The organism is Xanthomonas sp. NCPPB 1826 (assembly GCF_056725285.1).
The window spans coordinates 817646-841697 of sequence record NZ_CM161521.1 but is presented as its reverse complement, the minus strand read 5'-3'; the positions used below and the strand labels follow the sequence as shown (position 1 = coordinate 841697).

Genomic DNA, 24052 nt, shown 5'->3' with positions numbered 1-24052 from the left:
ATTGCGTGCGTCGCGGCCAGGTCTGGAGCTTGCGCTTGGGCGCCAGCGTCGATACCGGTCGTGTTACCGGCTGACGCAGCGGCGCATTACAGCTCGGCCAGCAGTTGCGCGGCGCCCTTGTCGAACAGGCCTTGCGCGACCAGGCGGCCGAGGGCCTCGGTGTCGTCGGCGCTGCCGTGCGCCTCGGCGTGGATCAGGCGTCCATCGCTGGCGCTGCCGACCATGCCCTGCAGGAACAGGCCCTGCCCTTCCCAACGCGCGAACGCCGCCACCGGCACATGGCAGCTGCCGTGCAGCGCGCGATTCATCGCCCGCTCCGCTTCCACGCAGGCGCGCGTGCGGCCGGCGTCCAGCACTGCCAGCAGGCCGTGGATGCGCGCATCGTCGCCACGGCATTCCACCGCCACCGCACCCTGGGCCGGTGCCGGCAACCAGTCCGGGACGTCCAGACGCGCGGTGATGCGCGCATCTAGGCCCAGCCGCTGCAGGCCGGCGCAGGCCAGCACAATGGCGTCGTAACCGCCGTTGTCGAGTTTGGCCAGGCGGGTGTTGACGTTGCCGCGCAGGTCGATCAACTCCAGATCCGGGCGGGCCGCGCGCAGCTGCGCCTGACGCCGCAAGGAGGAGGTGCCCACGCGTGCGCCCAACGGCAGCGCCTGCAGGTTGGCATAGAGATTGGACACCATTGCATCGGCGGCATCGCCGCGCTCCATGATCGCCGGCAGCACGAAGGGCGCATCCAGCTCCATCGGCACATCCTTGAGCGAATGCACCGCGCAATCGGCCTCGCCGCGCAACATCGCCAGCTCCAGCTCCTTCAGGAACAGGCCCTTGCCGCCGATCGCGGCCAGCGAACGGTCCAGCACCTCGTCGCCGCGGGTGCTCATCGGCACCAGCGCGACCTCCAGCCCGGGGTGGTGCTGGCGCAGCGCGGCGGCGACGTGTTCGCTCTGCCAGAGGGCAAGCGGGCTCTTACGGGTAGCGATGCGGAGCGTGGTCATCGGGCCATTATCACGGACCGGGCGCGTAACTCCTACCTGGAGCGCACGCAGGCGCCCGCAGCACATTGCCGCGACCGAGCAACGCGCCTCACCACACGTGACATGTCATGCCCTAACGCAGTTGCTCGCGCAGGCTGGCCACGCAGCGGCGGCTCACTTCCAGCGGGTGCGGCACGTTGCGCAGCACCGCGTGCACCTGGCCATCGCCGCTGCGGCGCAGTTCCACCAGCTCGGCGCGCGCGACCAGACAATTGCGGTGGATGCGCACCAGGCGGTCGGCGAATTCGTCTTCCAGCGATTTGAGCGACTCTTCGATCAGGTCCTCGCCGCGGGCGTGGTGGACGATGACGTACTTTTCCTCGGCCTGCAGGTAGCGGATGTCGCCGATGGCGATCAGCCGCAGGCTGCCGCGCAGGCGTGCGCACAGATGCGTGCGCAACGGCGGCGGCGTGGCGCTGGGGGCGCGCCCGGCCAGGAAGGTGGCCACCTTTTCCAGCGCGGCGGCCAGGCGTTCGGGGCGCACCGGTTTCATCAGGTAGTCCAGCGCGGCGGCATCGAAGGCCGACAATGCATGTTGGTCGTAGGCGGTGCAGAACACCACCGCCGGTTGCGGCTGGCTCTGGCGCAGCAGGCGCGCGGTTTCCAGGCCGTCGACGCCGGGCATGGCGATGTCCAGCAATACCAGGTCCGGATGCAGGTGATGGCACTGCTGCAGCACCTGCTGGCCGTTTTCGGCCTCGCCGATCACTTCGACATGCGGATGTTCGCCCAGCAGCAGGCGCAGGCGCTCGCGCGCCAGCGGCTCGTCATCGGCGATCAGCACCCGCACTTGCGTGGCCGTCATGGACATCCCCCTTCGCTGCAGCGACTCCCCCGTCACGACAGCGGCAATGTGATCTCACAAGCATAGTAGCCCTCGGCCCAGCTGGCCGCCATCCGTGCTCCGGCCCCGAACTGGAACGCCAGCCGGTGCGAGATGCTGGCCTGGGCGTGCCCGGCCCCGGCCACCAGCGGCAACTGGGTGCCCGGCTGCGGGGCCGGATTGACGATACGGATCTGCAACTGGTTGCCGCGCTGGCGCAGCGACAGGTACAGCGTGCCGCCCTCGGGCATGCGCGAGACGCCGTGCAGCACGGCGTTTTCCACCAGCGGCTGCAGCACCAGGCGCGGCATCGGCAGCTCCCACGGCAACGGCTCCTGCCGGTGCCAGCGCACCTGCAGGCGCTCACCCAGGCGCAGCGATTCGATCGCCAGGTAGCGTTCGGCCAGTTCGCATTCGGCGCGCAAGCTGGACATGCCTTCGCCGGCACCGAGCGCGGCGCGGAACAGATCCGACAGGTCCAGCACCGCCTGCTCGGCCACCACCGGGTCGCGGCGCAGCAGGCTGGCGATGAGATTCATGCTGTTGAACAGGAAATGCGGGCGGATGCGTGCCTGCAAGGCATCGGCCTGGGCACGCGCATTGGCCTGCACCTGCGCTTCCCAGCGGTCGCTGACGTAGAAGTAGCGCAGTGCCAGCGCGGTGATCAGCACCACCGTCGCCGCGCTGCCCAGGGTGAAACGCCAGAAGCCGACCAGGGGACCGAGCGGCGCCTGGTCGAGCGCCGCATACAGGGCGTGCACGATTCCGGCACCGAGTATCGCCACCACCGCGGCGATCGACAGCGCGGCCAGCCCGCCCACCCGTGGCGGCAGCCGCGACAACGCCGGCCGCAGTACGCACAGCAGCACGCTGACCGCCAGCGCCAGCCACAGCGCCAGGCCGCTGGCAGAGACAAAGCGCGACAGGGTGATGCTGCGCGCCGCGCCGGCGTCGGGCACCAGGGTCACCACCAGCACCACCAGTTCGGCCAGTCCCAGCATGGCGCCCAACCGTGGCAGCCGGCACAGGTCCGGCATCCAGGCGGTCTGGGGCACGTGCTGGGCCATGGCCTCAGGCGGCGGTAAAGCGCGCCTGCATCCAGGTGCGCAAGGCCTCGATCTCTTCCAGGCAGACCTGATGGCCCATCGGGTAGGTGTGCCAGTCCAGTTCGAAACCGAGCGTGCGCAAGGTCTGCATGCTGGCCTGGCCGGCACCGAACGGCACCACCGGATCGGCGGTGCCGTGGGCCATGAACACAGGTTGGCGGGCAGCGGCCGGCTGCAGCTGGCTGGCGGCCGCCGCCGGCTCGGGCAGATAGGTGGACAGCGCGATCAACCCGGCCAGCGGTACGCTGCGCTGCAGCCCGACCGCCAGGGTCACCGCGCCGCCTTGCGAGAACCCGGCCAGCAGCATGCGCTCGGAGGCGATGCCGCGGGATTGCTCATGGGCGATCAATGCCTCGACCTGGTTCACCGATTCGGCGATGCCGGCCTTGTCGGCACGCGTGGCGAAATCCATGCCGACGATGTCGTACCAGCCGCGCATGCGCACGCCGTTGTTGATGGTGATCGGGCGGATCGGCGCATGCGGAAACACGAAGCGCAGCGCCGGCCAGTCCGGGCGCACCAGTTCCGGCACCATCGGGGCGAAATCGCTGCCATCGGCGCCCAGGCCGTGCAGCCACAGCACGGTCCATTGCGGGTTCGGTCCGGTCTCGCGTTCGATCACTTCCAGCATCATCCAGCTCCGCTTGCGGGCTGGGCATTATGCATGTCGCCATCGGCCGGGCCGATCACGGGCCGGTCGAGCCAGATGCGTCGACCGGTCTCGGCGCCCGTCGTGGGCGCTTTGCCTGGCGTGACAGACGCGGAGGTCGCAACATGCACCGATCCCGCCATGCGCCGCTCGCACGCTCAGATCAGCGACGGCTCCAGCGCGGCGGCGCGGCGCAGCTCGGCTGCACGCACCAGCACCTTGGGCGGATCGAGCTCTTCGGGAATGCAGAAGATGCCGGCGCGGCGCAGCCCCAGGCCGGTGCGGCGCAACGAGGTCAATGCCACCACCGGGATCGACACCGCCATGCCCACGATCACCGGCGCCATCCAGGCCGCCAGCGACGGCGACACCGTATAGGCCACCGCGCCCATGAACAGGCCGAACACGGTCAGCCCGCCGTAGCTGCGCAACAGCGCCGGCCACGACAGCTTGCCGTCGTCGCGCACCTGCGCATCCCAACCCGAATCCTTGCCGGCCAGCACCTCGAACACGCCGCGCGACTGCAGATACATCACCACCGGCGCCATCAGCGCGGCCAGCACGGTTTCCAGCAGGATGCTCAGCAGCGCGCGGATGGCACCGCCGCAGGCGCGCAACTCGCGCGGGTTGAGCAGCAGTGCGATGTAGCCCAGCAGCTTGGGCGCCAGCAGCACGAACATGGTGCAGACGAAGATCCAGATCGCGTTGCCCTGGCTGCTGCCATGCCAGTAACGGGCGGGCGAGAACGGCAGGTCGCCGGCCAGATCGATCCCGCCGCCGGCCAGCGGAATGCCGATGCCGATCAGCATCAGCAGGCCCCACATCGGCGCGGTGAAGTAATGCCCGATGCCGATCAGCATGTGCATGCGGCTGATCCAGTGCAGGCCCTTGGCGCCGACCACCTTGGCATGCTGCAGGTTGCCCTGGCACCAGCGGCGGTCGCGGATCAGCAGGTCGGTCAGCGTGGGCGGGCCTTCCTCGTAGCTGCCCTGCAGGTAGGGCACCATGTGCATGGCCCAGCCGCCACGCCGCATCAGCGCCGCCTCGACGAAGTCGTGGCTGAGCACATGACCGCCGAACGGCTTGCGCCCGCGCAGCGACGGCAGGCCGGCGTGATCGGCGAAGGCCTGGGTGCGGATGATGGCGTTGTGGCCCCAGTAGTTGCTCTCGGCGCCATGCCACCAGGCCACGCCGAAGGCGATGATCGGCCCGTACACGCGCCCGCCGAACTGCTGCATGCGGGCGAACAGCGTCTGCCCGTTGACCACCGCCGGCAGGGTCTGGATCAGGCCCACGTCCGGGTTGTTTTCCATGCCGGCGACCAGCCGCACGATGGTGTCGCCGGTCATCACGCTGTCGGCGTCCAGGATCAGCATCTGCGGGTAGTTGCCGCCGAAACGGCGCACCCAGTCGGCGACATTGCCGGCCTTGCGCGCGGCATTGTCGGCGCGGCGGCGGTAGAAGATGCGCCCGTGTCCGTCGACGCGATCGCACAGCTCGTTGTACACCAGTTCTTCGGCACGGCCGATGTGTTCGCGGGTGGTATCGCTGAGCACGAAGAAGTCGAAATGCTCCAGCTGGCCGGTTTCGGCCACCGATTCGTAGATCGCCTGCAGGCCGGCCAGCAGCCGGCGCGGATCTTCGTTATAGGTGGGCATCAGCAACGCGGTGCGCGTGTGTAGGGTCGGCAGCGGCGCTTCCGGGTCGATGCCGAGCTTGCGTCCGGCGCGCGCCACCACGGTGACGAAACCGGCCACCGCGCTGGCGAAAGACATCGCGATCCAGGCAAACAGCAGCACGAACAGGCCGAGCAGGCAGCCTTCCAGCACGCTGAGGCCATCGGGCCACAGCACGCTGAGCATCACCCACACCGCCACGGCGGTGGTGGCGACGGTGCCGCCGATCAGATAGAAGCGCCGCACGCCGATGCCGACCGGCGCGGTGCGCTGATGCGGCACCTGCAGACGGCCTTCGCGCAGGGATTGCTCGGGCATGGCCAGCGGCGCTTCCGGTGGCAGCGTGGGCTGACCGGCGTCGAGGGCGGAAACGGGGGGAAGATCGGTTGGTGCGGGGGAAAGAGTCACAGTGCCGTCCATCAAGGCTGCCCGCCGCACGATCGCGGCAGTGTGGGCTGAAGCGGGAGATCCCTCCCCGCTACGCGTGGCGACGTCGCCGCATGCACCGCAGTCCGGGCGAGCCCGGCAGTGCGGGACCACGTCGCAGAATCAGCAGCTCTAAGACCACTCCGATGCACAAGCTCTCCTGGCTGCGACGATGACGTCGCGGCTCATCTTAAAGAATCGACCGTTAAAGGAAACGAAGGCCGCGCTGCAGTCTCCGCCCCACCCGACGAGGACCGCGCGGCAGACTACGCCGCAGCGACCTAACGCTACCCCAACAGATTGCAGTCTGGCGCGCGTGCTGTCACGGGCGGCAAACCGCACTGTCATGTCAGACAACTGCAAGTGATGTGCCAGGGCCTGCAATCGGTTGCAGCGCCAGCCTGTTGGCGCGCGCGATCACGGCGGTGGGCTGAGCGGATCCGAGGCATTCTGCCGCGCGTCATGGTGTATCGGAATAAGCGATGTCGGGCCTGACCCACGTCGGCGCAGTGCATGAAGGCTGCGTATGCGCCTGTAATCGCCCGCAAGAACACCGCACCAGGGAGTTGGTCGGCGGCCAGGTGAAAAGCTGTTGGTCGAGCGATGGACATCGGACGTTGAGCCGCGTCGTTAAATGCATCGTGCATTGCTTGCACCATGCCCACCGGCCATCCCGATGGTCCTTGCCCGCCTACCGTCGCGGGACCTTACGCGGCATGGATGCCGCGTAAGAGCCTACACGGACGTACTTGCAGCGTGTCCCGCGATGGTGGGCGGGCAAGGGCCCGCAGACAGGCCGCAGATCAACTGCTCTGCGCCTTTGTCACTCGCCCGTGAGCGAGCACTGGCCCAAGGGACCAACCCTCCTATCAGCCGCTCTGCGAGCGACGCATGCGTGGCATCCAAGCGCGCGCAGACGCCCGCGGCCTCGGCCTTGAACTAGCCAACCAGACCTGCAAGCACCGGGTACATGGCTGCAGGCAGGAGGCGGCATGCGCACATGCCGCATCGAACAACAGCAGCGCCGCCTGACGGAAGCGCTGCCGCCGTATCGGTCGGTGTTACTTGCGCGCAGCTTCGCTGGCGTCGCGGGTGGCGCGGAACTCCGAATCGTTGCTCCAGTTCGGCCACTGGCGCGAATCGGCCAGCTGCTGGCCCAGCGCGTACAGCACGCCCAGATCGCGCGCCGCACCGGCGAAGGTCCAGTCCGGCTTCCACTCGTCGCCCTGCTGGTGATAGCGCTTGGCGGTGTAGTCGTCGGAGGCGGCCTTGCCCGCGGCCACGCCGCCCACTTCCCAATCCTGCCCGGCCGCGTAGGACAGCGCCGGCACGCCACGCTTGGCGAAGGAGAAATGGTCCGAGCGGAAGAAGTACCCCGCCTGCGGCTTGGGATCGGGCGTGTAGCGCAGCTTCCACTGGCCGGCAACGGTCTTGAGCTGATCGAGCAATTCGAGTTTTGCGGTGCCGTAGATGCCGAAATCGCGCGATGGCACGAACGGGCTCATGCCGTCCATGTTGATCACCGCCACCGTGGTGTCCAGCGGATACAGCGGCTTGGAAGCGTAGAACTCCGAGCCCAGCAAGCCCTTCTCCTCGGCGGTGACCGCCAGGAACACCACCGAGCGCTGCGGCTTGGGGCCGGCGGCAAAGCCGCGCGCCAGCTCCAGCAGGGCAGCGGTGCCGCTGGCGTTGTCCAGCGCGCCGTTGAAGATGGTGTCGCCGCGTGCGTCCGGCTTGCCGACGCCGATGTGGTCCCAATGCGCGCTGTAGATCAGCGTTTCATCCGGATGCGTGCTGCCTTGCAGGCGTGCGACCACGTTGTGCGAGGTGATCACGTCGGATTTGACCTGGTAGCTGGCGCTCAGCCCCTGGCCCTTGAGTTCCACCGGCTTGAAGCCACGCGTCTGCGCCTGCTTCTTCAAGGCGTCGAAATCCAGCCCGGCCTGCTTGAACAAGTCGGCGGCCAGATCGCGCTGGATCCAGCCTTCCAGGGTGGGATGCGCGGCACGCGGGTTGTCGCGCACCACGTCGAACATGGTGTTGGTGTTGGAGCTGGCCACGGTGTCCCAGCCGTAGGAGGCGGGCGCGGTTTCGTGCACCACCAGCACGCCGAGCGCGCCCTGGCGGGCGCCTTCTTCGTACTTGTAGGTCCAGCGGCCGTAGTAGGTCATGCCGGCGCCGTCAAAGGCGCCCTTGCCGGTTTCGAAATCCGGGTCGTTGATCAGCACCACCGCGATCTTGCCCTTCAGGTCCACGCCCTTGAAGTCGTCCCAGTCACGCTCCGGCGCCTTGACGCCGTAGCCGACGAACACCAGCGGCGCGTTGGCGATGTCGACCTTGGACGATCCGTCCAGCGCGGCGCGGATGGCGATCTGCTTGCCCTGGGTCAGCGCTTGCGGCTTGCCGGCGTGCTGCAGGGCGATGGTCGGCGTGCCGACGATATCGGCGCGGCGCAGCGGCACTGCCTGGGTCCAGCCGCGCTTGCCGTCGGTCAGGTCGCCGCCCGGCTGCAGGCCGGCGTCGGCGAACTGCTTGCTCAGGTAGGCAATGGTCTTTTCCTCGCCGGCAGTGGCCGGGCCGCGGCCCTCATAGGCATCGGAGGACAGCTCCTTGACGTCGCGCGAGATGCGCGCGCCATCGAAGCTCGGCGTCGCCGCCATCAGTGCGGTCGAGACCGCCATCGCCAGCATTCCCATTGCAACGCGTTTGGTAACAACTCGCTTCACTGCAGCACCCAGGTAGTATCCGAACAGCCCTGGAGTGTAGCCACTGCGGCGTTCGATCGGGTGTGCACGGCGTCGAGCGATGCATGCCGTCGCGCTGGCACGACGTGCCTCGGCAGCGACGCAGCATTGATCGATATGGCCAGCTAGCGATGCGGCGCGTCGCAGCACATGGCGCTACCACCTGGCACGCCATCCACCTTGCGCCTCATGGCGCTGGATGCCGTCCAACTGCTACATGCTGCTGCAACCTAAACCGCAGCGCCGCCGCCGAACGCCACTGCCGCTCAGAACAGATCGACGCTGCCGACCTGCTGGGTGACCTGCTGCATCTTTCCGCTCGCCACCAGTTCGGCGTAGACCTCGGTGCGATTGCGGCCGTGCTGCTTTGCCCAGTACAGCGCCTTGTCGGCCTCGTCGAGCAGCTGGCTTATCAACTGGCCGTCGGTGAGCTCGACGATGCCGGTACTGAGCGTGACCTTGCCGACCTGCGGAAACACCTGCTCGGCCACCGCCATACGGAAACGCTCGAACAGACTCACCGCGATGTCGCGGTCCACACCGCGCAACACGATCACGAACTCCTCGCCGCCGAAGCGGAACAGCAGATCGTCCTGGCGGAAGCAGCGCTGCATCAACTGCGCAACCAGCAACAGCACCTCGTCGCCATACAGGTGCCCGAAGCTGTCGTTGACGCGCTTGAAGTGATCGATGTCCACGATCCCCAGCCACACGCCTTCGCTGGCCGCCGCATCCGCACCACCGGCGAACAGGCGCAGGATCACATCGTCAAAGGTCTTGCGGTTGCGCAGGCCGGTCAACGCATCGCGCTGGGCATCGTCGAGCAGGCTACGGTAATTCTGGAAGAAGCGCGCAAAGCCCTGCAGCATCACCTGCTCGGCGGCGCCGGGCGCGCGCGAGCCGCCCACACGCAGGCAGGTGCGGATGCCGCGTGCCTCCATCATCGGGTACACCAGCAGCGCGCGGCCGTCCTGCTGCAACTGCACCACATCGCCCGGCCCATGCAGGTCGGCCAGTTGCGCGCGCATCTGCGCGTCGTGGATGTCGGCCACCGTCAGCGACAGCCGGCCATCCTCGCGCAGCCGCGTTTCGGCCATGGTGCGGCCGTCCGGCGCGATGCGCAGCAACGACAGTTCCTCGGACGCGCAGACCTCGCGCATGGTGCGCAACAGGCTGAGGTCGAGCAGGTCGGCATCGCGGATGGCGGTCAGGTCCACCATGCGTTCCAGCAACGGTGCCGTGGTCATTGCCGCACCATCCCGCGGGCAGACGCAGGCCCGCAGCGCCGGTCACGGCACGCGGGCACACCTCTCGGGCTGGAACGCACTGGCATCACGACGGGTTACCGGCAATCTCGATGCCGGTTCATCGGCGCTGCACGCGCGAACTTGAGTCCGCCCGCCGGCCGGCGCAGCGCACGGCCAGCCGGCGTACACGGATGTGCAGGCGCGCGACCGGCCGGTGCACCAGCGCGCTTACGGCAGTGCGGACTCCAGCGCATCGTCGCCCAGCGCGTGCGCCTGCATCAGGCGCCGGCTGCCGGCATTCAGGCCTTTGACCTGGACGTCCAGCCCATGATGACGCAGCCGCTGCACCACCTTGTCCAGCGCCGCCACCGCGGTGATGTCCCAGAAATGCGCGCGGCCGACGTCGATCACCACTGCGCGGCCGGGCACCTGGCGCGCGTCGAAGGCGTCGATGAACACGTCGGCCGAGGCGAAGAACACCTGCCCGCGCACGTGGTAGGTACGCACGCCGTCGTCGCCGTCGCTGTGCGTGATCTGCAGCAGCCCGGCCACCTTGAAGGTGAAGAACACCCCGCTCAATACCACGCCCACCGCCACCCCGGCGGCCAGGTTGCGGGTGACCAGGGTCACCGCCACGGTGGCCAGCATCACCATGCTGGAGGTGCGCGGATGGGTGACCACGGTGCGCAGCGAACGCCAGTCAAAGGTCTCGGCCGAGACCATCACCATGATCGCCACCAGCGCGATCACCGGCACCTGCGAGACCCACGGCTTGAGCAGCACCATCAGGATCAGCAGGAACACCCCGGCGAACAGGGTGGAGAGACGGCCCCGCCCGCCGTATTTCACGTTGCCCACGGTCTGCCCGATCATGCCGCAGCCGGCGATGCCGCCGAACAGGCTGGCCGCGGTATTGGCCAGACCCAGCCCGGTGCACTCGCGGTTCTTGTTGCTCGGGGTGTCGGTAAGTTCGTCGACCACGCGTGCGGTCATCAGCGATTCGAGCAGCCCCACCATCGCGATGGCCAGCGCCGGCAGGGCGATGATGCGCAAGGTCTCCAGCGTCAGCGGCACCGCCGGCCATTGCAGGACCGGCAGTGCGTTGGGCAGCTTGCCCAGATCGGCCACCGTCTCCAGCGGCAGGTGCAACGCCGAGCCCAGCACCGTCAGCACCAGGATGCACAGCAGCGGCGAAGGGATTGCCGACACGCCCGGCAACGGCAGCCGCGGCAGGCCGTAGATGATGAGCAGGCCCAACGCCAACATGCCCCAGGTGGCCAGGTTGGCGTGCTGCAGATGCGGCAGCTGCGCGGCGAAGATCAGCACCGCCAGCGCATTGACGAAGCCGGTACGCACCGAACTGCTGACAAAGCGCATCAGCACGCCCAGCCGCAACAGACCGAACAGGATCTGCACCGCACCGGCCAGCAGCCCGGCCGCCAGCAGATAAGGCAAGCCGTGCGCGGCCACCAGCGGTGCGGCCACCAGGGCCACCGACCCGGCCGCAGCGGAAATCATCGCCGGGCGGCCGCCGAAGAACGCGATGACAATCCCGATCACGAACGACGCGAACAGCCCCACTTGCGGGTCGACGCCGGCCACGAACGCAAAGGCGATCACTTCGGGAATCAGCGCAAAGGTAGCGACCGCACCGGCCATCAGTTCGCGCGCAGGCGAGGCGCGCCATTGCGCCAGTTCGGCACGCAGAAAGGACATTGGAAGACACTCCGGGGACAGAAAGGACAGCCTGCGGACAGGCGACAGCGGCGATAGTGTGCGCGAAAGCGACCCGGCCCGCAGCCAGCGTGTGACCGGTGCGGCAATGCGCCTTTCTGTGGTCCGGATCACGCCAAACGATGCAGCCGCGGACCAAGATGCCCCCCTCACCGGGTTCGGGTGTCGAGCCGGGTTCGCTAGGGAGATCACCATGTCCATTTTCAGGACCGCCAGTACGCTCGCACTGGCCACCGCGCTGGCGCTCGCCGCCGCACCGGCCTTCAGCTACTCCATCAGCAACAACAAGATTGTCGACGACAGCGGCAAGGTGGTGCAGCTCAAGGGCGTCAACGTATTCGGCTTCGAGACCGGCAACCATGTCATGCACGGTCTGTGGGCACGCAACTGGAAGGACATGATCAACCAGATGCAGGGCCTGGGCTTCAACGCCGTGCGTCTGCCGTTCTGCCCGGCCACCCTGCGCAGCAGCACGATGCCGACCAGCATCGATTACAGCCTCAATGCCGATCTGCAGGGCCTGAGCTCGCTGCAGATCCTGGACAAGGTGATCAACGAATTCAACGCGCGTGGCATGTATGTGCTGCTGGATCACCACGCCCCCGATTGCGCCGCCATCTCCGAGCTCTGGTACACCGGCTCGTATTCCGAAGCGCAGTGGCTGGACGATCTGCGCTTTGTCGCCAACCGCTACAAGAACGTGCCCAGCGTGATCGGCCTGGACCTGAAGAACGAACCGCACGGTGCCGCCACCTGGGGCACCGGCAACGCGGCCACCGACTGGAACAAGGCCGCCGAGCGCGGCTCGGCCGCAGTGCTGGCGGTGGCACCGAAATGGATCATCGCGGTGGAAGGCATTACCGACAATCCGGTCTGCTCCACCAACGGCGGCATCTTCTGGGGCGGCAACCTGCAGCCGCTGGCCTGCACGCCGCTGAACATTCCGGCCAACCGGCTGCTGCTGGCGCCGCATGTGTACGGGCCGGACGTGTACGCGCAGGCGTACTTCAACGACAGCAATTTCCCCAACAACATGCCGGCGATCTGGGACCGCCACTTCGGCCAGTTCGCTGGCACCTATGCGCTGCTGCTGGGCGAATTCGGCGGCAAGTACGGTGAAGGCGACGCACGCGACAAGGCCTGGCAGGACGCGCTGGTGAAGTACCTGCGCAGCAAGGGCATCAACGAGGGCTTCTACTGGTCGTGGAATCCCAACAGCGGCGACACCGGCGGCATCCTGCGCGACGACTGGACCAGCGTGCGCGAAGACAAGATGGCGCTGCTGCGGACGCTGTGGGGCACGGTGAGCAGCACCACGCCGACGCCCACACCTACTCCCACTCCCACTCCCACGCCAACTCCGACGCCGACGCCGACGCCGACACCCAGCGGCAGTTTCAGCACCAAGGTGAGCGTGGACAGCCAGTGGAACGGTGGCTACTGCAATCGCGTGCAGGTCACCAACACCGGCACCGCCAGCGGCACCTGGGCGATCTCGCTACCGGTCACCGGCACCGTCAACAACGCCTGGAACGTCACCTGGTCGCAGAGCGGCAGCACGCTCAAGGCCAGCGGCGTTGACTTCAACCGCACCCTGGCCGCCGGTGCGACGGCCGAATTCGGCTTCTGCGCGGCAGGCTGATGCAATACGGCGGGCACGCAGTGCGTGTCCGCCATTACCTTGCACACTGCCGACAGTCTGCAAGTCACCAATGTCGCGTCATCCATCGATCGCTGGATCGATGCCCATGACCTGGTAGGAGCGCCCCCGGGCGCGATGAAGCGTTATCGATAACGCCCCATCGCGCCCAAGGGCGCTCCTACATTGCATCCGCCGCAAGCGGACGCTGCCGCAATTAGCATTCAACCCGCATGTGAATCAGCCGCTATTCATGACATAGCGCCCTGCGCGCGTTCTGGATGCCGTTGCCATGCCTGTTGTCTCCCTGTTGCGTCGTCACGTTGCCAATCTCCCGCTCACCCGCAAGTTCGTCCTGTTGTGCAGCTTGTTGACGGTGGGCGTGATCCTGCTGGCAGTGGCTGCGGCCCGCCTGCAATATCTGGACCTGATCGAGGCGCGCAAACTCAGCGTCAAGACCGAGGTGGAGATGGGCCTGACCGTGATGCAGCACTACGCAGACAAGGCCAAGGCCGGCGAGCTGACGGTCGAACAGGCCAAGGAAGCTGCGCGCACCACGCTGGCCGACATGCGTACCAACGACGGGGTGGATTACTTCTTCATCGTCGACCCACAGATGCGCATCCTGATGCATCCCAAGCGCGCCGTCGGCACCGACATGAGCGACTACAAGAGCGATGCCGGGCAGTACGTCTATCGCGACATCAAGACGGCGATCGAGCGCGGCAACGGCTTCAGTTATTACAACGCGCCCAAGCCGGGCAAGCAGGAGCAGCTGCCCAAGATCAGCTACGCCAAGACCTTTCCGGCCTGGAACTGGGTATTGGTGATGGGCGTGTACGCCGAAGACATCCAGGTGCAGGCCTGGGGCTTCACCCGCACCTTGACCTTGATCGGCGGCGCCTTGGTGGCGATGGTGATCGGCCTGTGCTGGTTGATCGCCTCGGCGATGGCGGCACCGCTGCGGGCAGCATCGCGTACCGCAGAGGCGATCGCCTCGGGCCGCTTCGACAACGATATCCGGGTTGAATCGCGCGACGAAACCGGCCAGCTGATGCACAGCATGCAGCAGATGCAGACCCAGTTGCAGCGCTTCAACGGCGAGATGCAGACCATGATCCGCCTGCAGCAGGGCGAGAACATCGCGCACCGCATTCCAGAGGATTTCCCAGGCGATTACGGCACCCTGGCGCACGGCGTGAACACGGTGGTGTTCGAGCATCTGGATGCCATCAACGAGGCGATGGACCTGATGGGCGAGTACGGCCGCGGCGATCTGCGCCGCGACATGCGTCGCCTGCCCGGCCAGCGCGCGGCGCTGCACGAAGCGCTGGACACGGTGAAGAGCAACCTGTCGGCGATCAACAGCGATATCGCACGCCTGGCCGACGCGGCCGCACGCGGCGACTTCTCCGCACGCGGCGAGCAGTCGCGCTACCAGTTCGCGTTCGCCGAAATGGTGCAGGCACTGAACCGCCTGATGCAGCAGGCCGATGCAGGCCTGGACGATGTCGGCCGCATCATGGCCGCGATTGCCGATGGCGATCTGTCGCAGCGGGTGGAATCGCATTACGAGGGCGCATTCGGCCGCCTGGCCAATGCGGCCAACCGCACGGCGATCCAGCTAACCACCATCGTGCAGGGCATCCAGCACTCGGCCGAGATGATCAACACCGCCGCCGGCGAGATCGCCAGCGGCAATGCCGACCTGTCCACGCGCACCGAGCACCAGGCGGCGAACCTGGAAGAAACCGCCGCCTCTATGGAAGAACTCACCTCCACCGTGCGCCAGAACGCCGACAACGCGCGCCAGGCCAATCAGCTGGTCAAGGGCACCGGCGAAGTGGCCGAAAGCGGCGGCCGCGTGGTGCAGGAAGTGGTCAGCACCATGCAGGCAATCACGCAATCGTCGGCACGGATTTCCGACATCATCGGGGTGATCGACGGCATCGCGTTCCAGACCAATATCCTGGCCCTGAACGCGGCGGTGGAAGCGGCACGTGCCGGCGAGCAGGGCCGCGGATTTGCGGTGGTGGCCACCGAAGTGCGCGCACTCGCGCAGCGTTCGGCCGGCGCCGCCAAGGAGATCAAGCAGCTGATCTCCGATTCGGTGGAAAAAGTGGCGCAGGGCTCGGACCTGGTGCAACAGGCCGGCAGCACGATGACCGAGGTGGTCAGCTCGGTGCAGCGGGTGACCGACATCATGGCCGAGATCACCGCCGCCAGCACCGAGCAAAGCGCCGGTATCGAGCAGGTCAGCACCACAGTGATGCAGCTGGACGAAATGACCCAGCAGAACGCAGCGCTGGTGGAAGAAGCCACCGCTGCGGCACGCAGCATGGAAGACCAGGCGGCGGATCTGACCCGCGCAGTGGCAGTGTTCCGGTTGGTGCCGCAGCAGGCTGCGCTGACGCAACGGCGCTCGGTGGTGCAGGCGGCTTGATGGATGGATGTAGAGCGCCTCCCCCTTCGAGCGCGAAAGCACGGCATGCGCGCCACTGGCGCGCGTGACGCAAACGCGGGCTGGGGCGCGGAGCGGGGATTCGGGTAAGGGTGCCCCCGAAAGCCGCATCTGCATCAGAACAAGCGCGTCATCAGATCAAAAGAGGCTGATCAGACCGCAGGTCATCGGACAACCGTGCAAGGCGCACGGCTCGCAACCATGCACACCGACCATCTCAACTGGTCCTTGCCCGCTCACCGTCGCGGGACCTTACGCGGCATGGATGCCGCGTAAGAGCCTACAAGGACGTACTTGCGGCGTGTCCTGCGATGGTGGGCGGGCAAGGGCCCTGCAGCGAGGTCACAGATCCTCCGCGCTGCAACTGAGCTATCCGTATTGTCCACGCCAGTCAAAGCGCAATGCGTAGAGCAACCAAGGCTTCGACTCGCGGCAGCGTTGAGGCGTGATTAGATACTTAAGTCAAACGCTCGGTGAGTCGAGCGCGCGATGCCCTAACCGCTCGCGGGACACGCCGTGAATCCGTCCATGGAGGCTCCTTGGCGGCATCCATGCCGCCAAGGGTCCCGCAATCGGCAAGGACACCGCGCCAGAGAGTTGGTCGGCTGCTTTCTTGAAAAGCTCGCCGGCTTACGTTTGGAAAATGACCGGACGCGCAATTATCCGAACAGCGCTTACAGCACATCGCTTGTGCCATGCACACCGACCATCTCGATGGGTCCTTGCCCGCCCACCGTCGCGGGACCTTACGCGGCATGGATGCCGCGTAAGAGCCTACACGGACGTACTTGCGGCGTGTCCTGCGAGGGTGGGTGAGCAAGGGCCTTGCAGCCGAGCCGCAGATCATCGCTCTGCAATCGATGCATCCATTCCCTGCATCACATCTCCAGACGACCGAGATAATGGATCTCAACATCGCGGGTGGTGAACATCATCGATGCGATTGACGTGGGTTTCTGGGTCAGCCGTACCCTCATCCGCCCTGCGGGCACCTTCTCCCGGTGGGAGAAGGGAGTGCTCTGATTGACGCGGGGTTATGGGTAAGTCGTCGCCTTGCTCGCCCTGCGGGGCCTTCTCCTGTTGGGAGAAAGGCGTGTTGCTGCATGCGCTGCGTCAGCGCGTGGCGTCGCGGCCGGCGCTGTCGTTGCCGTGGCGGGCGCGTTTGACGGCGTACATCGCTTCGTCTGCCGCGTGCATCAGGCTGGCGGCGTCGGCCTGCTGGCCGTGTTGCCAGGCGACGCCGATGCTGGACCGGATTGGCAGATGTTGCTCACCGAACACCGCACCCGCTGCCGATGCGGCGCGAATCCGGTCTGCCACGGCTGCGCATTCGGTCTGCGGATCCTGCAGGTTGTCCAGCAGCACCACGAATTCGTCACCGGCCAGGCGTGCCACCAGATAGCGGCCTTCGGCCGCCTGCTGCAGGCAGCGGCCGAAGGCGACCAGTACCGCGTCGCCGGCGCGGTGGCCGTGGACGTCGTTGATGCGTTTGAAGCCGTCCAGATCCAGGAACATCACCGCGACCGCGCACTGCTGCTGTTGCGCCTGGGTCACCGCAACCTGCAGCGCCTCGGACCAGGCGTGGCGATTGGGCAGGCCGGTCAGTGCGTCGCGGGTCGCGCGCTCGTGCATCAGCCGATGCAGGGTCTTGTGCGCGGTGACATCCTGCGCCATCAGGAAGAATCCCTGCGCCTGCGCCGCTGCGCCCTGTGTTTCCGGCACCAGGGTGATTTCCACATCACGCGGTGTCGCGCCGCCACGCAGGACGTGTTCGAAGTGGGCGCGCTGCCCGGCGCTCACCTGCGCCAGCGCGGCGCGTGCCTCCGCACCGAGCTCTTCGCCCAGTACCTGGGTGATCGCGCAGCCGACCAGACTGGCCGGCTCCACGCCGAGCCAGTCGCGATGCGCCTGGTTGGCGAACAGGCAACGCTGCGCGGCATCGTAGTGCCCCACCAGGGTGGGGGTGGCGTCGCTGATCGCGCGCAGCCGCGCTTCGCTTTCGGCCAGGCGTTCGGCAGCGACATGGCGTTCGGTGACGTCCTGGATCTGCGAGACGAAATGCACCGGCGCGCCGCTGCTGTCGCGCACCAGCGATACCGACAGCTGCGCCCAGATCACCGCGCCCTGCTGGCTGATGTAGCGCTTGGCCAGGCTGTAACTGTTGCGTTTGCCGTCGATCAGTTCCTGCACCAGGCGCAGGTCCATGTCCAGATCGTCCGGATGGGTGATGGTCTGGAAGGTAGTGCGCAACAGCTGCTCGCGCGGGTATCCCAGGATGCTGCACAGCGACGGGTTGACGTCGCGCCAGTCGCCATCCAGCGAGACGATCGCCATGCCCTGCGGCGCGGTTTCGAACGCACCGCGGAAGTGCTCGGCCGCCAGCTGCGCGGCGGCCTGCGCCTGCAGCTCGGCGGTGACGTCGATGGCCATTGCCAGGTAGCCGGACACTCCCTGCTGCGCGTCGTGGATGATGTTGAAGCACAGCCGTACGCGCCGCAGCCCGCCGTCCTTGCGCACCAGGGTCCAGAGTTCTTCTTCGAGCAGGTCGCCTGCGGCAGCGGCGGCCAGCTTGAGATACGACGGCGGCGACAACGCCAGCGTGGCCATGTGCCGCTCCAGCTCGGCCGGCAGATGGAACTGCGCCGGGCAGCTGCCCAGCACCTCGTCCGCCGTGTAGCCGAGCAGGCGCTCGGCGCCGGGATTGAACAATTTGATGCGCCCGTTCGGATCGAACGCGATGATCGCCACATCCTGCGAGGCGTCCACCAGCGACTGCAGGCGTGCGCGCTCGCCCGCCAGCGCAGCCGAGGCATCGCGCAGCTGGGTGATGTCGTGCATCACGCATACCGCACCCAATGCCGCGCCCTGATCGCTGACCACCGGGTCTGCATTGCACAGCACGCTGCGTGCCGGCTGGCCGGTGGCGCGGATCACCATTTCGGCATTGCGCACATGCTCGCCGGCCCAGGCGCGCACCAGCGGGATGGCCTCCGTGGGCAGCAGCGCACTGCCGTCGGCGTTGTAGAGATCGAAGTGCTGCGCCCATTGCGTCGGCGGCAACAGGCGCGGATCGGTGCCGTGCCATTGCCGGGCGGCGTGGTTGAATTCATGCAGCAGCCCGTCGCTGTCGCAGGACACCACGCCGTCGGGCATGGCTTCCAGCAGACGGCTCAGGGTCTGCCGCTGCGCCTGCGCGGCCAGCCGGTCGCGACGCGCCTCCAGTTGACTGACGGCCTGGCGCGCCAGACGGATCAGGCCTTGCTTCTGGTTCTCGTCGAGCACGCGCGAGCGGGTGCTGAGCGTGCACAAGGTGCCGTAGGCATAGCCTTCGCGGCCGACCAGCGGCACGCCCACATACGAGCGGATGCCCGGCGCGGCAGTGACCAGCGGGTTGAGCGCAAAGCGCGGGTCGGCCTCGGCGTCGGGGATCTCCAGCAGCTCGGTCCCCATCACCGCATACGAGCAGAACGACGCGCTGCGCGGGGTGCCTTCCAGATCGGTGCCGCAACGCGCCTTGAACCACTGGCGGTCGGCGTCCAGCAGGGACACCAGCGCCATCGGGGCGCCGGTGATGTTGGCGGCCAGCCAGGCGATATCGTCGAATTCGGCTTCCGGCTCGGTGTCCAGCACCCCCAACCGACGCACCGCCTCCACACGCAGGGCGTCGTCGGCAGGAATCGGTACGGGCGGCAACAGAAGGGTCATAGCGTGATCGGCGGGCAACGTCTGGGCAAGGTAGGTCGCCCCAGGTAACGGCGAGGCGATGATCAACTTGAGCGCGTACGGCCGGGCCTGCTTGCTGATGGTCAGCGTGCCGGTGCCGAGCCCGCCCGCAGATCTGCCAGCATGGGGATGTTGGAAGGCTCCAGACACGACCGGGCACGTGCCGGGCCTGCGCAATCGATCGCCCCACCGGGCGTGGTGCACACCGCAGACCGGCCATCTGCACCCGCCACGCCGTCACGCCCGTGCCGGATGGGAACCAACTCCGGCGCGCTGGGGGGACATGTTGCGGTTGCTGCGCCCTGACCAGCGCCGGCCCGGGCGTCCCGTCGCGCGCCATCCTGCCGGTAGTCGCACATCCCCCCCCTGCCGGACAGCATTTGCGACGCCGACAGGCAGCCACTACCCTCGGCCGATTGTCCTGCTCTGGAGTGTCACATGCTGCGTCCGCTGTCCCTGTTGATCGCCGGTGTGCTCGGCGTCGCTGCCGGTACCGTTGCTCCCGCCGTCGCTGCCGCCCCGGCCAGCCTGTCCAAGCCCGCGGCCAGCAGTGCCATTCCCGAGATCGGCTACACCCGCTTCACCCTGCCCAACGGCCTGACCGTGGTGGTGCACGAAGACCACAAGGCGCCGGTGGTGGCGGTGAGCATCTGGTACCACATCGGTTCCGGCGACGAACCGGCCGGCAAGACCGGCTTTGCGCACCTGTTCGAGCACCTGATGTTCTCCGGCTCGGAGAACAACAAGGGCAGCTTCTTCGCGCCGCTGGAAAAGGTCGGCACCACCGACATGAACGGCACCACTTGGTTCGACCGCACCAACTATTTCGAGACCGTGCCGACCACCGCGCTGGACACCGCGCTGTGGCTGGAATCGGACCGCATGGGCCACCTGCTCGGTGCGATCGGCCAGGAAGAACTCGACACCCAGCGCGGCGTGGTACAGAACGAGAAGCGCCAGGGCGAGAACCGCCCCTACGGCCGCGTGGACCAGAACATCCTGTCCAACCTGTTCCCGGCCAACCACCCGTACCAGCACGACACCATCGGCTCGATGGAAGATCTGGACGCGGCCTCGCTGGCCGACGTCAAACAGTGGTTCAACGACAACTACGGCGCCGCCAACACCACCCTGGTGCTGGCCGGCGACATCACCGTGGCGCAGGCGCGTGCCAAGGCGCTGCAGTATTTCGGCGACATCCCGTCCGGCAAGCCGGTGGCGCGCCAGCAGCCGTGGGTGACCCCGCTGGCCGCGCAGAAGCGTGGCGTGCAGCACGACCACGTCTCGCAGCCGCGCATCTACCGCACCTGGGCCGCGCCGCAGCTGGGCAGCGATGCGGCGATCCAGCTGGACCTGGCCACCACCGTGCTCGGCGGCGGCAAGACCTCGCGGCTGTATCAGCGCCTGGTCTACCAGGACAATCTGGTCGATGACGTGTCGGCGGCGATCCAGCCGTTCGCGCTGTCCAGCCAGGTGCAGATCCAGGCCGACGTGAAGGACGGCGTGGACCCGGCCAAGGTCGAGGCGATCATCGACGAGGAGCTCAAGAAGTTCATCGCCCAGGGCCCGACCGCCGACGAGCTGCAGCGCGCGCAGGTGGCCTACCGCGCCGGCTTCGTGCGCGGGCTGGAAAAGGTCGGCGGCTTCGGTGGCAAGGCGGTGATCCTGGCCGAGGGCCAGGTCTACCGCGGCGACCCGGGCGCCTACAAGCAGGATCTGCAGCGCGGCCAGGCCGCCACCGTGGACAGCGTCAAGCAGACCGCCGCCACCTGGTTCGGCAAGGGCGACTATCTGCTCACCGTGCTGCCGGCCGGCAAGGATTTCGACCCCGCCGCCGAAGACAAGGCAGTGGTTGCGCGTGGCGAAGAACCCGGCAAGCCGGCGCCCAGGCTGCCGGCCGCCGGCAAGTACAAAACCACCGCCTCCACGCTGGACCGCAGCAAGGGCGTGCCGCAGACCAGCCAGTTCCCCGACCTGAGCTTCCCGCAGCTGCAGCGCGGCAAGTTGAAGAACGGCGTCGAGGTGATCCTGGCCGAGCGCCACACCATCCCGGTCACCCAGGTGGAACTGCTGTTCGATGCCGGGTATGCGGCCGACCAGGGCAACAAGCTCGGGACCGCCAGCTTCAGCGCCGCGCTGATGAACGAGAGCACCGCCGCGCTGGATTCGGTGGAAGTGGCGCAGCGTCGCCAGCGCCTGGGCGCGATCACGGCGGTCGGCTGCGATCTGGACAGCTGCAGCGCCTCGCTGGATGCGCTCAACGACCAGCTGCAGCCGTCGCTGCAGCTGTTCTCCGACATCGTGCGCAATCCGGCCTTCAAGGCTGCCGACATCGAGCGCATCCGCGGCCAGTGGCTGGCCGGCATTGCGCAGGAAAAGACCCAGCCCAACAGCCTGGCGCTGCGTGCGCTGCCGCCGTTGCTGTTCGGCCAGAACCACCCCTACGGCATCCCGCTCACCGGCAGCGGCACCGAAGCGGCGATCAAGAGCCTCAACGCCCAGGACCTGCAGGCCTTCCACCGCCAGTGGCTGCGTCCGGACAACCTGCGCATCCTGGTGGCCGGCGACACCACGCTGGCGCAGATCATCCCGCAGCTCGATGCCGCCTTCGGTGACTGGAAGGCACCTGCCACGCCGTTGCCGAAGAAGAACCTGGTCCAGGTCGCCGCGCAGCCCAAGCCGCGCGTGTACCTGATCAACCGCCCGGATGCGCCGCAGTCGGTGATTCTGGCCGGCCTGCTCGCACCGTCCACCAAGGCGCCGGACAACCTGGCGATCGGCGTGGCCAACGGCGCCTTCGGCGGCACCTTCACCTCGCGCCTGAACATGAACCTGCGCGAGAACAAGCGCTGGGCCTACGGCGCCGGCACCCGCATGCTGGATGCGCAGGGCCAGCGGCCGTACATGTTCTCCGCGCCGGTGCAGACCGACAAGACCGCCGAGTCGGCCAACGAGATCCTCAAGGAAGCCACCGCGATCATCGGCGACAAGCCGCTGACCACCGACGAGATCGAGAAGATCAAGAACCAGCGCATCCGCGCCCTGCCCGGCAGCTTCGAAACCACCGGCGCGGTGCTGGGTGCGATCGAAGGCATCGTGCAGTTCGACCGCCCCGACGATTACGTGCAGACGCTCAAGCCACGCCTGGAAGCGATCGACCAGCCGGCCGCGCAGAAGGCCATCAAGGAAATCATCGCGCCCAACGCGATGACCTGGGTGATCGTGGGCGACCTGAAGAAGATCGAAGCCCCGGTGCGTGCGCTCAAGCTGGGTGAGGTGCAGGTGCTGGACGTGGACGGCAAGCCGGTCAAGCGCTGAGGCTGGTCAGTCGCACACCGACGGCGCGGCTTTCGAGCCGCGCCGTTTCCATATGCGCGGTACGCAATGGTGCGTGTGCGGATGAGTCCCCGGTTCCTGCGTGCAATGCGCAGGCATCGCACTCGGGTTTGAAATCTCGCGCCGGCGCTTCAGTCCGCCGGTTGCATGTCCCCTAGCCTGCGCAGCGCGGCGGGGATGCGGATCTGAATCCGCCCTGCAGGCCGTGCTCGGGCGCATGGCAAATCCACGCCGCGTTATCGGCGGTGCCGGTATCGTTACATCTTTCTCGCTCGCGCTTGCCTGGCTTATTCGATGAAGCAAATGCCCCTGGCTGACGAAGCCTCCCGCCAACAGGTACTGGACGGCTATCGCATCGTCGACAGCCTGCCCGAGGACACCTACCAGGACGTGGTGCAGGTGGCGGCCTCGCTGTGCAACACACCAATCGCACTGATGTCGCTGGTCGATCGCGACCGCCAATGGTTCAAGGCCCAGCTCGGCCTGGGCATGCAGCAGACCGACCGCAGCCAGGCAGTGTGCGATCACGCCATCCGCAGCCCCGAGCAATTGATGGAAGTGCGCGACCTCACCCAGGACAGCCGTTTTGCCGATGTCTCTGTGGTCACCGGCGAGACCGGCGCGCGCTTCTATGCCGGCATGCCGCTGGTTACCTCCGACGGTGTGGCATTGGGCACCGTCTGCGTGCTCGACACCGAGCCGCGCACGCTCACCGACATTCAACGCACCGGGCTGCAGGCATTGGCACGCGTCACCATGCGCCTGCTGGACGAGCGCAAGCGCGAGTTGCAGCTCGAGCGCGAGGCGATCCTGCAGCCGGTGGCACCGGTTGCCGCTCCGGCCGCCGCCGACACCGGCTATTACCTGGTGATCCTGGAAGTGCAGGAACTGGCCGCGCTGGCTGAAAAACAGAGCGAGCGGCTCCTGGGTCGCGCCTTGCAACAGCTCGACCAGGCCCTGGCCGCGCAGGCGCAAGCCAACGGCGACAGCGTGGACCGCGTGACCGACAGCGCCGAATTCATCGCCGTACTGCGCGATCCCAATGCCGAACAGAAGCTGCAGCGCCTGCGCGACATCGCCCAGCAGCAGCATGCGCACGGGCTGACCGTGCTGATTGGCCAGGCGCAGGCAACCCGTGGCGACGAGCCGATCGGGCAGGTGTTCCTGCGTGCGGAAGTCGCGCTGAGTGTCGAGAAAGACCGCTATCGGCAGAGTCTGGCGCAGGACGGGCTCAGCGCCTGATGTAGCGCGGGGCGGCAGTCCGGCTGCCGGCTGATCCGCCGTTTCATAAACCTGCCCTCACAACTCCCGCTGCGCGCCTCCAACCGCACTTGCGTCGCGGGCGCTCCAGGGCACACGCGCCCTTGCTGCGAAAGCCGCGCCTTCTCGCCCCGGCGGGAGGGGGGTCTATTCCCGATATCTGACGAGACCGCCTTACTTCTCCAATT

Annotated in this window: 13 protein-coding genes; 4 read left to right on the top strand and 9 right to left on the bottom strand. The window is 67.3% G+C overall.

All coding sequences use genetic code 11. From position 1 onward, the window contains the following. Positions 1–86 precede the first annotated feature (86 nt). From hemC to AC1PLA_RS03580, 8 genes are all read right to left on the bottom strand, one after another. A complete protein-coding gene (hemC, locus tag AC1PLA_RS03615; protein ID WP_481105603.1) occupies positions 87–1001 on the bottom strand; it encodes a hydroxymethylbilane synthase in 915 nt (304 codons plus the stop codon). 112 nt (positions 1002–1113) lie between these two features. Continuing rightward, a complete protein-coding gene (locus AC1PLA_RS03610; RefSeq protein ID WP_016903806.1) occupies positions 1114–1845 on the bottom strand; it encodes a LytR/AlgR family response regulator transcription factor in 732 nt (243 codons plus the stop codon). 32 nt (positions 1846–1877) lie between these two features. Then, entirely contained in the window at positions 1878–2930 is a 1053-nt protein-coding gene (locus AC1PLA_RS03605; RefSeq protein WP_349781085.1) for a sensor histidine kinase, read from the bottom strand. A gap of 4 nt (positions 2931–2934) precedes the next feature. Next, a complete protein-coding gene (locus tag AC1PLA_RS03600; protein ID WP_115510393.1) occupies positions 2935–3603 on the bottom strand; it encodes an alpha/beta hydrolase in 669 nt (222 codons plus the stop codon). Between the two features lie 173 nt (positions 3604–3776). Beyond that, a complete protein-coding gene (gene mdoH / locus AC1PLA_RS03595; RefSeq protein WP_102583374.1) occupies positions 3777–5714 on the bottom strand; it encodes a glucans biosynthesis glucosyltransferase MdoH in 1938 nt (645 codons plus the stop codon). A gap of 1067 nt (positions 5715–6781) precedes the next feature. Continuing rightward, the gene (locus AC1PLA_RS03590; protein ID WP_481106154.1) at positions 6782–8410 is read right to left on the bottom strand and encodes a M28 family metallopeptidase; all 1629 of its coding nucleotides are present in this window, start codon (positions 8408–8410) and stop codon (positions 6782–6784) included. Between the two features lie 320 nt (positions 8411–8730). Further along, positions 8731–9711 (bottom strand): GGDEF domain-containing protein, encoded by a 981-nt coding sequence (locus AC1PLA_RS03585; RefSeq protein ID WP_481105602.1) that lies wholly within the window; start codon positions 9709–9711, stop codon positions 8731–8733. A gap of 228 nt (positions 9712–9939) precedes the next feature. After that, positions 9940–11427, bottom strand: coding sequence for a SulP family inorganic anion transporter (locus tag AC1PLA_RS03580; RefSeq protein WP_481105601.1), 1488 nt, complete (start codon positions 11425–11427; stop codon positions 9940–9942). 211 nt (positions 11428–11638) lie between these two features. Here AC1PLA_RS03580 and AC1PLA_RS03575 point away from each other — a divergent pair, with 211 nt between their 5' ends. Both AC1PLA_RS03575 and AC1PLA_RS03570 read left to right on the top strand, forming a co-directional pair. After that, positions 11639–13087, top strand: a complete 1449-nt coding sequence (locus AC1PLA_RS03575) for a cellulase family glycosylhydrolase (protein ID WP_481105600.1) — start codon at positions 11639–11641, stop codon at positions 13085–13087. Between the two features lie 307 nt (positions 13088–13394). Then, positions 13395–15527 (top strand): methyl-accepting chemotaxis protein, encoded by a 2133-nt coding sequence (locus AC1PLA_RS03570; RefSeq protein ID WP_180969355.1) that lies wholly within the window; start codon positions 13395–13397, stop codon positions 15525–15527. A gap of 1131 nt (positions 15528–16658) precedes the next feature. On the opposite strand, the gene AC1PLA_RS03565 is transcribed toward AC1PLA_RS03570, so the two are convergent. Then, positions 16659–19355 (bottom strand): PAS domain S-box protein, encoded by a 2697-nt coding sequence (locus AC1PLA_RS03565; RefSeq protein WP_481106153.1) that lies wholly within the window; start codon positions 19353–19355, stop codon positions 16659–16661. A 351-nt stretch (positions 19356–19706) separates the two neighbouring features. Here AC1PLA_RS03565 and AC1PLA_RS03560 point away from each other — a divergent pair, with 351 nt between their 5' ends. Both AC1PLA_RS03560 and AC1PLA_RS03555 read left to right on the top strand, forming a co-directional pair. Then, positions 19707–22586 (top strand): M16 family metallopeptidase, encoded by a 2880-nt coding sequence (locus AC1PLA_RS03560; protein ID WP_016902980.1) that lies wholly within the window; start codon positions 19707–19709, stop codon positions 22584–22586. Between the two features lie 312 nt (positions 22587–22898). Next, positions 22899–23846 (top strand): GAF domain-containing protein, encoded by a 948-nt coding sequence (locus AC1PLA_RS03555; RefSeq protein ID WP_024937799.1) that lies wholly within the window; start codon positions 22899–22901, stop codon positions 23844–23846. The last annotated feature ends 206 nt before the right edge of the window (positions 23847–24052 follow it).

Bases quoted from the DNA above. Each gene is read 5' to 3' on its own strand.
- hemC (WP_481105603.1), bottom strand. From the start codon at position 1,001: ATGACCACGCTCCGCATCGCTACCCGTAAGAGCCCGCTTGCCCTCTGG.
- AC1PLA_RS03610 (WP_016903806.1), bottom strand. From the start codon at position 1,845: ATGACGGCCACGCAAGTGCGGGTGCTGATCGCCGATGACGAGCCGCTG.
- AC1PLA_RS03605 (WP_349781085.1), bottom strand. From the start codon at position 2,930: ATGGCCCAGCACGTGCCCCAGACCGCCTGGATGCCGGACCTGTGCCGG.
- AC1PLA_RS03600 (WP_115510393.1), bottom strand. From the start codon at position 3,603: ATGATGCTGGAAGTGATCGAACGCGAGACCGGACCGAACCCGCAATGG.
- mdoH (WP_102583374.1), bottom strand. From the start codon at position 5,714: ATGGACGGCACTGTGACTCTTTCCCCCGCACCAACCGATCTTCCCCCC.
- AC1PLA_RS03590 (WP_481106154.1), bottom strand. From the start codon at position 8,410: ATGCTGGCGATGGCGGTCTCGACCGCACTGATGGCGGCGACGCCGAGC.
- AC1PLA_RS03585 (WP_481105602.1), bottom strand. From the start codon at position 9,711: ATGACCACGGCACCGTTGCTGGAACGCATGGTGGACCTGACCGCCATC.
- AC1PLA_RS03580 (WP_481105601.1), bottom strand. From the start codon at position 11,427: ATGTCCTTTCTGCGTGCCGAACTGGCGCAATGGCGCGCCTCGCCTGCG.
- AC1PLA_RS03575 (WP_481105600.1), top strand. From the start codon at position 11,639: ATGTCCATTTTCAGGACCGCCAGTACGCTCGCACTGGCCACCGCGCTG.
- AC1PLA_RS03560 (WP_016902980.1), top strand. From the start codon at position 19,707: ATGCTGCGTCCGCTGTCCCTGTTGATCGCCGGTGTGCTCGGCGTCGCT.
- AC1PLA_RS03555 (WP_024937799.1), top strand. From the start codon at position 22,899: ATGAAGCAAATGCCCCTGGCTGACGAAGCCTCCCGCCAACAGGTACTG.